Source organism: Kutzneria sp. 744, from assembly GCF_000568255.1.
Classification (GTDB): Bacteria; Actinomycetota; Actinomycetes; order Mycobacteriales; family Pseudonocardiaceae; genus Kutzneria.
In genome coordinates this window covers 5,273,903-5,276,062 of record NZ_KK037166.1, presented here as the reverse complement: position 1 = coordinate 5,276,062, position 2,160 = coordinate 5,273,903, and the positions used below count along the sequence as shown (strand labels likewise).

Below are 2,160 nucleotides of genomic sequence, written 5' to 3'. Positions count from 1 at the left end.
GGGCGAGGCCGAATCGGCCTCGCCCGTCGAGCTTTAAGCAGACGTCACTTCGTGGTCAGCTTCTGACCCACGATGATCAGGTTCGGGTTCGAACCGACGACGTCCTTGTTCTTGTTGTACAGGTCCTGCCAGGTGCCCGGCAGCTTCAGGTCCTGCACCAGCCCGGACAGGGTGTCGCCCGCCTTGACGGTGTAGTCGCCGTTGCCGTCCAGCTTCGGAGCCTGGTACGGGGCCTGAGCCTGCGCCTGCGGGGCCGGGGTGGCCTTGCGCTGGGGCGCGGGGGCGCTCTTCTTGGGGGCCGGAGCCGGAGCCCCGGTGCCACCGGCGGTCGTGCCGCCGAGGCCGCGAAGGCCACACACCGGCCACGCGCCGATGCCCTGGCCGGCGAGCACGCGCTCGGCGACGGCGATCTGGGCCTCGCGGCTGGCCAGGTTGGCCTGCGACGCGTAGGCGGTGCCGCCGTAGGCACGCCACGTGCTGGCGGTGAACTGAAGACCGCCGTAGAAACCGTTTCCGGTGTTGATCGCCCAGTTACCGCTGCTCTCGCACTTGGCAACGGCGTCCCAGTTCACGCTCGGCGCCGCGTTGGCGGTGCCGGCCGCAATCGCCATCGGGGCGGCGACGATCGCACCGGCCAGGACGACCTGGGTGGCGGTACGAGCGACGGTGGACTGCTGACGGTGCTTACCGCGGTAAGAACTCATTGACCTCTCGCCTACAGCGCCTGCTGTTGGAGCACGCCGGGCCGTGTCGGGCACATGTCGCCCGCACAGCGTCCGGCGGTGGGGACCGCGTGGTGCTCGGCCTCTGGGCGGTTCTCGGGCGCCCAGGGGGTGGGTTCCCCCGCCCCTGTTCGGTAGTTGTCCTTCGCTCGGGGTTTGGTGCCGGGGGACCGCCGAACAGGGTTTGGCGCTTCGGTCCCTCGGGTACTGCCAGCCGTTTCGGGTTCGGCCGAGAAGCGACACTAGGTAACGGCGGCGGGATCGCCAAATGATGAAGTGTGTGACCGTCATCACAGTAACGCGACGCAACCGGGGTCGATTGCGCTTGTTTGTGCAGGTCAGGTCGTCGTTATCTGGCCGTTTCCAAGTCGAGATCGATCACCCAACGTGAGGCCTGTGTCACGTGGTTTAGGCCAAAAGCGATGAGGTCCGCGCAACCGAAAAGTTGCCCGGAAACCCCTTGCGGCCCAGTGACTGGATCGATACAGGAGGGGGTTGTGGACCGCTAGGCTGCTCCCCGGCAGCGGCGGTCGAGGGGAGGGGCTGGATGGCGGGCGAGATCGAGTTCCGCGTGCTCGGCCCGCTGGAGGTCCTCATCGACGGAGTCCCGCGCCCGCTGCCCGCGGCCAAGCAGCGCCTGCTGCTCGGCTCACTGCTGCTCCAGGCCAACCACGCGGTCGCCGCGTCCGAGCTCGTGGACGTCGTCTGGGGTGAGCGGCCGCCGGCCGGCGCGCGCAACACACTGCGCACCTACGTCATGCGCCTGCGCCAGCAGCTCGGCCCCGCCTGCGCGCTGCGCACCGCCCAGGACGGTTACGCGCTCGACGTCCCGGCCGGCTCGCTGGACGCCACCCGCTTCCGTGAACTGCTCGTTCGGGCCCGTTCGGTCGAGGATCCGACGACCGTGTGGACCCTGTTGACCGAGGCGCTGCGGCTGTGGCGCGGCCCGGTGCTGGCCGATGTTCCGCTGGACCCGTTGCGGCACAACGAGATCAACCGCCTTGAGGCGGAGTGGCTGGACGCCCGGGAGCGCCGCATCGACGCCGGCCTCACCCTCGGCCGGCACGAGGAGCTGGTGCCGGAGCTGCGCGATCTGGCCGACGCCAACCCGGCCCGCGAGCAGGTCTGGGCCCAGCTGATGATCGCCCTCTACCGCGCCGGCCGACGCGTCGACGCGCTGCACGTATATAGAGAGGTGTACGAGTACCTCTCCGACGCGCTCGGAGTGGACCCCGGCGCCGAGCTGCTGCGTGTGCACCAGGCCGTGCTGTCCGACCATCCGAGCCTGCGAAGTCCGTTGGGGGCCAAGGCCGCCGTGCCGGCCCAGCTGCCACCCGAGGTGATCAACTTCGTCGGACGGGAGGCCGCCGCGGCCGCGATCGTCGAGCGGCTGGCCCCGGCCGAGCCGACCGCCACCCCGGTGGTGGTGCTGACCGGG

General features: G+C 70.1%; 2 protein-coding genes. One reads left to right on the top strand and one right to left on the bottom strand.

Annotated elements, in window-relative coordinates; translation table 11 throughout:
* Positions 1 to 44: 44 nt before the first annotated feature.
* On the bottom strand, positions 45 to 704 hold the full coding sequence (locus KUTG_RS23625; RefSeq protein WP_043719633.1) for a LysM peptidoglycan-binding domain-containing protein: 660 nt from the start codon (positions 702 to 704) through the stop codon (positions 45 to 47).
* A gap of 565 nt (positions 705 to 1,269) precedes the next feature.
* Between KUTG_RS23625 and KUTG_RS61595 the strand changes: the two genes are divergently transcribed.
* On the top strand, positions 1,270 to 2,160 hold an 891-nt coding region (locus tag KUTG_RS61595; RefSeq protein WP_043719629.1), incomplete at its 3' end, for an AfsR/SARP family transcriptional regulator.